General features: G+C 59.8%; 7 protein-coding genes. 3 read left to right on the plus strand and 4 right to left on the minus strand.

The window, feature by feature from the left end; genetic code table 11:
• Positions 1-3: 3 nt before the first annotated feature.
• On the minus strand, positions 4-525 hold the full coding sequence (gene gloA, locus J4E53_RS29045; RefSeq protein WP_103311200.1) for a lactoylglutathione lyase: 522 nt from the start codon (positions 523-525) through the stop codon (positions 4-6).
• A 195-nt stretch (positions 526-720) separates the two neighbouring features.
• On the opposite strand from gloA, the gene J4E53_RS29050 reads away from it, so the two are divergent.
• Positions 721-1,257 (plus strand): DUF4946 domain-containing protein, encoded by a 537-nt coding sequence (locus J4E53_RS29050; RefSeq protein WP_060741673.1) that lies wholly within the window; start codon positions 721-723, stop codon positions 1,255-1,257.
• Between the two features lie 108 nt (positions 1,258-1,365).
• Here the strand turns inward: J4E53_RS29050 and J4E53_RS29055 are convergent, their stop codons facing one another.
• The 3 genes from J4E53_RS29055 to J4E53_RS29065 form a co-directional block, all read right to left on the minus strand.
• Positions 1,366-1,731: a histone-like nucleoid-structuring protein, MvaT/MvaU family gene (locus tag J4E53_RS29055; RefSeq protein WP_058544518.1), complete on the minus strand. Its 366-nt coding sequence runs from the start codon at positions 1,729-1,731 to the stop codon at positions 1,366-1,368.
• Between the two features lie 224 nt (positions 1,732-1,955).
• Positions 1,956-3,500, minus strand: coding sequence for an EAL domain-containing protein (locus tag J4E53_RS29060; RefSeq protein WP_103311202.1), 1,545 nt, complete (start codon positions 3,498-3,500; stop codon positions 1,956-1,958).
• 231 nt (positions 3,501-3,731) lie between these two features.
• Positions 3,732-4,595 (minus strand): LysR family transcriptional regulator, encoded by an 864-nt coding sequence (locus tag J4E53_RS29065; RefSeq protein ID WP_103311203.1) that lies wholly within the window; start codon positions 4,593-4,595, stop codon positions 3,732-3,734.
• Between the two features lie 246 nt (positions 4,596-4,841).
• Here J4E53_RS29065 and J4E53_RS29070 point away from each other — a divergent pair, with 246 nt between their 5' ends.
• Complete coding sequence (locus J4E53_RS29070; RefSeq protein WP_103311206.1) at positions 4,842-5,786, plus strand: DMT family transporter; 945 nt, start codon at positions 4,842-4,844, stop codon at positions 5,784-5,786.
• Between the two features lie 250 nt (positions 5,787-6,036).
• A complete protein-coding gene (gene hppD, locus J4E53_RS29075; RefSeq protein WP_060741677.1) occupies positions 6,037-7,113 on the plus strand; it encodes a 4-hydroxyphenylpyruvate dioxygenase in 1,077 nt (358 codons plus the stop codon).
• Positions 7,114-7,180 lie beyond the last annotated feature (67 nt).

Consider the following 7,180-nt stretch of genomic DNA (forward strand, 5'->3'; position numbering starts at 1 on the left):
GTTTTACAGCGGCGCAGGCTGGATGATTTCGACCCAGTAGCCATCCGGGTCCTTGATGAAGGCCAGGCTTTTCATGCGGCCATCGCTCAGGCGCTTCTGGAAGTCACAGCCCAGTGCTTCGAAGCGCTCGCAGGCTGCGACGACGTCCGGTACCGAGATGCAGATGTGGCCGAAACCCCGTGGGTCGGTGTTGCCGTTATGGTAGGCGAACGCCGGGTCGTTTTCGGTGCCGTGGTTGTGGGTCAGTTCCAGGATGCCAGGGATCGATTTCATCCATTCGGTACGCGTCGCCGCGTCCGCCGGGATCTGGTTCTTGTCCACCAGCGCCAGGAAATACAGGCTGAATTCGGCTTCCGGGAAGTCGCGTTTTTCCACCAGCGAGAAACCCAGCACGCGGGTGTAGAAATCCAGGGACTTGGTGATGTCCTTGACCCGCAGCATGGTGTGGTTGAAGACGAATCTGGCCGTGGCGGCGTCAGGTTGTGCGGTGACGCCAGGGAAAGTATTGAGTTCGTGCAGGCTCATGGGCCCTCCGGAAAATAAGTGGGGCAAACGGCGTCGCAAGCGTGGTCGCGACGGTTCCTGGGCTTGCGTCAGACGGCTTCCTTGCAGGTGCGCCCATGATACGCAAGGGGCGCGGCATCGCCAAACCACACGTGGCTATTGCCTGGTGCTGCCCCGGGCTTCAGACTTTACGATTCGTCCTTGAGTGGCCTCGCAATGATTCGACCGTTCCTTTCGCTGTTTGTCCTGCTGTTTGCCAGTGTTGCGAGTGTCGGTGGTGCCCAGGCCGCCGAACCGCAGATCCTGTGGCCCCAGGGCTGGGTTGTCGAACCGCTGCCGGCAGACGCATCGGCCTCGGCGCCCCCCGGAACCCTGCGCCAACGGGCAACCAAAAGTGATCCTGCAGGCAACGCCGTGATGGTCATGGAACTGACCACCACCCCCGTCGAGCCCGATCATCAGGTCAACTTGCAAGGCGTATTGCTGGAAATGCGCAAGTCAATCCAGAAGGATTTTTTCCAAGGTGGTTACCAAAGTGTATGCACTAAGGTCCATGCCTCAATGTTGGGCGGCGTAACTGCATTGGAAACCACTTGCACGATCACGCAAAACGGACGACATGTATTGTCCCAGGCACTCGTCGCGGCACTAAATGAGGGCAAGGCTTATGTGCTGTCCTATGCAGGGCAGGCGCAGGTGTTTGTTGAAAGCCAGGATGAAATACAGTCGGTGCGAAACAGTTTGAAACTATGACGCCTTTAGCGTAATACGCCAATGGGTTTAATCCTAAAGTCCAGCCCATAAAAAAGCCCTGAGTATTCAGGGCTTTTTTGCGTCTTGGGGGTTGTCAGCCAAGCACTGTCAACCACGCAGCCAAGAATCGACGGTCGCCGCACCGTACTGTTCTTTCCAGGCTTTCAGGCCGCGGTGATTACCGCCCTTGGTCTCGATCAACTCGCCGGTGTGCGGGTTCTGGTAAACCTTCACCACTCGCGCGCGGCGTGTCTTGGTGGGCTTGGTCGATTGCAGGCTCGCCTTGGACGGGTTCGGATCGAGGATCGCGACGATGTCGCGCAGGCTCTTGCCGTAGGTTTTCATCAGTCCCTGGAGCTTTTCCTCGAATTCGATTTCCTTCTTGAGCCCGGCATCGTTCTTCAGCGATTCCAGCTGCTTGAGCTGTTCTTGAAGGGCCTTTTCGGCTGCACGAAATTCAGCGAGTCTGGACAAAATGATTACTCCAATCAAAATATTTGGCTGATACCAACCGCAAACAAAGCTATAAGCCAAGCGCCTTGAAGCGACTCGGTGTTAATGACTCTCTCCTGTTATGTGGCACAGGTAGAAAAATTGTAGTAGTTAATCCAGAAAGTGTAAATCGTAACTTTTTCGTTATGTAACAACAGTAAACGCTTTTATCAATTGGCAGGACATCGTCAATAGATCGACGGCAGTTAACTGCCATTAGTGCCGGTCAAGGTCTCAACGAACGCCTGCCCGCTCATCGGTCGGCCAAATAGATAGCCTTGTAGAAAGTTCACCCCATGGGCGCTCAGGTAGTCGCTTTGTTCGACGGTTTCGACGCCCTCGGCAACCATATCCAGGCCCAACTTGCCCGACAGTTCGATGATGCTATCGAGGAGGTGGCGCGACAGGGCGTCGGCACCGATCATCGCGACAAAACTCTGGTCGATCTTCAGGAAGTCCACATTGAACTGGCGCAAATACGCCAGGCTGGAATGACCGGTGCCGAAATCGTCGAGGGCGATCTTGACACCCAAATCCCTCAGTTGGTCGAACAGTTGGCGGGTCACGGGGGTCGGTTCGATCAGCTCGCGCTCGGTCAACTCCAACACCAGGGTCATCGCACCCGGCGCGAAGGCATTGAGAAACTCGCGGCAATCGTCCACCAGCGCCAGATCCTGGCAGTGGCGCGCGGTGATGTTGATGCCGACATGAAACGGCGCTTCGAGGCGAGGCGCAAGCGGCGCTAGCAGGTGCATGGTTTGCTGCATCAGCGCGCGGGTCATCGGCACGATCACGCCACTGTGTTCGGCGAAGGGAATGAACAGATCCGGGCGGACCAGGCCTTCCTTGGGATGGTTCCAGCGCATCAGCACCTCGACGCCGGCCCAGCATTTGCTGTCGCTGTGCACGACCGGTTGCAGGTAGGGTACGAACTCGCCGGCTTCCAGCGCCCGTTGCAATTCACGGCTGGGAGACGAGGCGCGCTGTTGCAGCCAGTGTCCGAGCGTCCCGGCCACAACGCCGAAGAAGATCAGCAGGCTGAACAGCGGCGGATATTCCCTGGCCATGTAGCGCCAGGTTTCACCCTCGTCGAATCCGGCTTCTACATTGAAGGCGTAGCGCGCTGAACCCAGTTCGGTCTGGGCCACCGGCGACCCGGGCAAGGGGGCTGGCTGGACCTTGCCGTCCGCCGCCAGCCAATTCGGCCCGACTTGCAACCGCAGCCGGGTCTGGCGGCCGATCAGGCGCAGGACGTTGGCCAGGTGATACCCGTCAAGGGTGGCCAAGGCGCCTTGCCGACCCTCATTGAGCCGGTAGATTAGCAACGCGGCGTCCGGCGTCACCGGGTTGCCGTCCAGGAGCCACAGCGTGCCCCGGTGATAGTCGCTCGGGTTGACGCGTTCCTCGAACGCCCCGAACAGCGAGCTGCAATAGAGGTTGTTGTCCCAGATCAGGTTGGTCGAGCGGACAAAGGGCCGGCGCGTCACTTGCTCGCGCAAGGCCAGCTTTACCGCTTCGCAGGGCTGACCGGCCAGGGGCAATAGTTCACGGGCCGCCAACGCGGTGTTGTCGAGCATCAGTTCGATCTGCCTGACCGACTCCTCGGCGGTCTGCCGGGTGTGTTGCGCCAGCGTCCGTTCGGCTTGCATGTACAAAATGACCAGCCCTGAAAGGATCGGCACCAGGCCGCAAAGCAGGGTGATCAAATAGCGACGGGGCCGGGTGTGCGAGCGGGTGGCGGTCAAGGGCATCGACACAACCTGAGAATAAAAGGATGAGGGGGAATCGTCGGATGCCGTCCATGATAGATGGCTTGCCGAGAGCTTGCTGACCGCAGCGTGACTGTGGGAGCGAAGTCTGTGGGAGCAAGGCTTGCCCGCGATGAACGATCATGCGGTCTGGAGAACCGAGGTGTCTTCATCGCGAGCAAGCTTTGCTCCCACAGGTTCAATGCCAGGCTCCCCCCAGGTTTGATGCCGGGCTCATGACTGTCGGACCAGTTCGATGAACGCCAGGGTCGCGGGCGAGGCCTGGCGGCTGTCCAATACCGCCAGGCCGATCTGGCGCGGCACCCGCGGCGACAAGGGCCGGGCGACGTAACCGGGATTTCCCTCGTCCGGCAATGACCCTTCGGACACCACGCTCACCGCCTCGCCACGCCTGACGACATCCAGGGTGCTGAGCAACTGCGAACAACGAAAGCGCACGTTCGGTGTCAGCCGGGCGGCATTGAACAGGCGCGTGACCAGCTCCGACGATCCCGCCTCGGTGTGCACGAAGGGGTCGTTGCACAGGTCCTTGAGGCTCAGGCTGGCCTGGGCGGCGAGGGGATGTGAGGCGGGCAGCAGGGCGACCATCTGATCTTCCAGCAACGCGAACGTATCGAAACGCTCCTCGGGCAGCACCACGAAACCGACGTCGATCCGCCGTTCGTCCAGCCATTGGATGATCTGCCTGTCGGGCCCTTCGTCGATGTGCACTTCGATCCCGGGATGCAAGGCTCGATAGCGCCGCAGGATTCCGGGCAACAGTTTCATCGATGACGTCGGCCCGAACGAGCCGATGCGCAAGGTGCCTCGGCGCATGCCCCGGGCATCGGCGGCTTCCTGACGCAAGGTGTTGGCCAGCCCGAGCATGGCCCTGGCTCGCAGCAGAAGCTGCTGGCCAATGTCGCTGAGTTCCACCACCGACTGATGGCGCCTGAGCAACTCCACGCCCAACTCTTGTTCCAGGGATTTGATGGCGTGGGACACCGCGGACTGGCCAATGCCCAAGCGCGTGGCCGCGGCGGTGAAACCCCGCAGCTCGGCGACCAGGGAGAAGATTTCGAGTTGAGTGAGGGTCATGAGTGATCGCTCATTTTACGATGACAATGCATGAGCCAGATAATGAGGTATCTGACTTGAATCAGGAAGCAGCACAACACCTGTAGCGAGGTCGCAACCTGTGGGAGCAAAGCTTGCTCGCGATGAACGATGACTCGGTTTGCCTGCTGAGTCGCGCCGCCTTCATCGCGAGCAAGCTTTGCTCCCACAATTAATCCCCCCGCCACAGGTTTTGCGTTGTTCTCATTAGCGTGCGGTGGTGAAACCATGAAAACCCTCGAACAAACCGTCCCGATCCTGTCGGACCTGCCCGTCTACCTGAAGCTCGCCATGGTCACCATGATCTGGGGCGGGACCTTCGTGGCCGGCCGGATCCTTGCCGATGCCCTGGCGCCGATGTTTGCCGCCAGCCTGCGGTTCCTGCTGGCGAGTCTCGCGCTGCTGGCGTTTCTCGCCCTGGCCGGGATCCCGCTGGCCAGGCCCACTGTGAAGCAGGGGCTGCAATTGGCGGCGCTGGGGTTCTTCGGCATCTTTTTCTACAACCTGTGCTTCTTCTATGGCTTGCAGTACATCAATGCGTCGCGGGCTTCGCTGATCGTGGCCTTGAACCCGGCGGTGATCGGGCTGGCGTCCTGGTGGCTGTTCAAGGAGCGGCTCAGCCGCCTGAAAGTGACGGGCATCGTGCTGTGCATCGGCGGGGCGGGGTTGGTGATTGTCAGTCGTGATCCGTCCTTGCTACAAGGCGCGGCGCAAGGCTGGATCGGCGACCTGTTGATTTTTGGCTGCGTGCTGGGCTGGGGCATCTATTCGCTGTTTTCGAAAAAACTCAATGACAGCCTCGGCCCCTTGCAGACCGTGACCTGGTCGATTCTGCTGGGCACGCTGATGTTGTGGCTGACCTGCGCGGCGGCGGGCGAGGTTCGGCTCGATGCCCTGCGCGCGCTGGACATGGAGCAATGGCTGAGCCTGTTGTACCTCGGCGTGCTGGGCTCGGCCCTGGCCTATATCGCCTGGTATGACGGCATTCGCCGGATCGGCGCGACCCGCTCTGGCGTATTCATCGCGCTCAACCCTCTGACGGCGGTGCTGCTGGGGGCGCTGCTGCTGGACGAACGGCTCACGGCCTTGATGTGCGTCGGCGGGGGCGTGATCCTGGTGGGTATTTTCCTGTGCAACAAACCCCTTGCGCGGTCGAAGGAAAAGGCGATTTGATACAGAAGGCGGACAAATCCGGTTACGCTGTGTAGAATCGATTTACGCATATAAGAATAACGTCTTCTGGCAGCAGAAGCCTCGCCCGCAAGAGCCTTGGGTCGACAATGAAGATACTTGGGTTTCAACTGATCTACGGCGATTTCCTCGCCCGCAGCGTTCGTGGCATTTCCTGCGCGCCGCCCCGTGTCTCCAGCATTGCCTGCAACTAACGTTTTTTGTTAATTGACCAGAATGATGAGGCGCCGACATGGCAGATCTATACGAAAACCCCATGGGCCTGATGGGCTTCGAATTCATTGAATTCGCATCCCCGACCCCCAACACCCTGGAGCCGATCTTCGAGATCATGGGCTTCACCAAGGTGGCCACCCACCGCTCCAAGGATGTGCACCTGTATCGCCAGGGCGCGATCAACCTGATTCTCAACAACGAACCCCACAGCGTGGCCTCGTACTTTGCCGCCGAGCACGGCCCGTCGGTGTGCGGCATGGCGTTCCGGGTCAAGGATTCGCAACTGGCCTACAAGCGCGCCCTGGAACTCGGCGCCCAGCCGATCCACATCGAGACCGGCCCAATGGAGCTGAACCTGCCGGCCATCAAGGGCATCGGCGGCGCGCCGCTGTACCTGATCGACCGTTTTGGCGAAGGCAGCTCGATCTATGACATCGATTTCGTGTTCCTCGAAGGTGTGGACCGCAACCCGGTGGGCGCGGGCCTGAAAATCATCGATCACCTGACCCACAACGTCTACCGCGGCCGCATGGCCTACTGGGCCGGCTTCTACGAGAAGTTGTTCAACTTCCGCGAGATCCGTTACTTCGACATCAAGGGCGAATACACCGGCCTGACCTCCAAGGCCATGACCGCCCCGGATGGCATGATCCGCATCCCGTTGAACGAAGAGTCGTCCAAGGGCGCCGGGCAAATCGAAGAGTTCCTGATGCAGTTCAACGGCGAAGGCATCCAGCACGTGGCCTTCCTCACCGATGACCTGATCAAGACCTGGGACCACTTGAAAAGCATCGGCATGCGCTTCATGACCGCGCCGCCGGACACCTACTACGAAATGCTCGAAGGCCGCCTGCCGAACCACGGCGAACCAGTGAATGAACTGCAATCGCGGGGCATTTTGCTCGATGGTGCTTCCGAACAGGGTGATAAGCGCCTGCTGCTGCAGATCTTCTCGGAAACCCTGATGGGGCCGGTGTTCTTCGAATTCATCCAGCGCAAGGGCGACGACGGCTTTGGCGAAGGCAACTTCAAGGCGCTGTTCGAGTCCATCGAGCGTGACCAGGTGCGTCGTGGTGTGCTGGCGACCGAGTAACACCTGAGTGCAAAAAAAGCCCGCCTGGCAGTGATGCCAGGCGGGCTTTTTATTGAATGACGCAGAC

The organism is Pseudomonas sp. FW305-28 (genome assembly GCF_017351395.1).
GTDB lineage: Bacteria > Pseudomonadota > Gammaproteobacteria > Pseudomonadales > Pseudomonadaceae > Aquipseudomonas > Aquipseudomonas fluorescens_AA.

Excerpts from the sequence above, each read along its gene's own strand:
- gloA (WP_103311200.1), bottom strand. The coding sequence starts at position 525 with ATGAGCCTGCACGAACTCAATACTTTCCCTGGCGTCACCGCACAACCT.
- J4E53_RS29060 (WP_103311202.1), bottom strand. The coding sequence starts at position 3,500 with ATGCCCTTGACCGCCACCCGCTCGCACACCCGGCCCCGTCGCTATTTG.
- J4E53_RS29050 (WP_060741673.1), top strand. The coding sequence starts at position 721 with ATGATTCGACCGTTCCTTTCGCTGTTTGTCCTGCTGTTTGCCAGTGTT.
- J4E53_RS29065 (WP_103311203.1), bottom strand. The coding sequence starts at position 4,595 with ATGACCCTCACTCAACTCGAAATCTTCTCCCTGGTCGCCGAGCTGCGG.
- hppD (WP_060741677.1), top strand. The coding sequence starts at position 6,037 with ATGGCAGATCTATACGAAAACCCCATGGGCCTGATGGGCTTCGAATTC.
- J4E53_RS29070 (WP_103311206.1), top strand. The coding sequence starts at position 4,842 with ATGAAAACCCTCGAACAAACCGTCCCGATCCTGTCGGACCTGCCCGTC.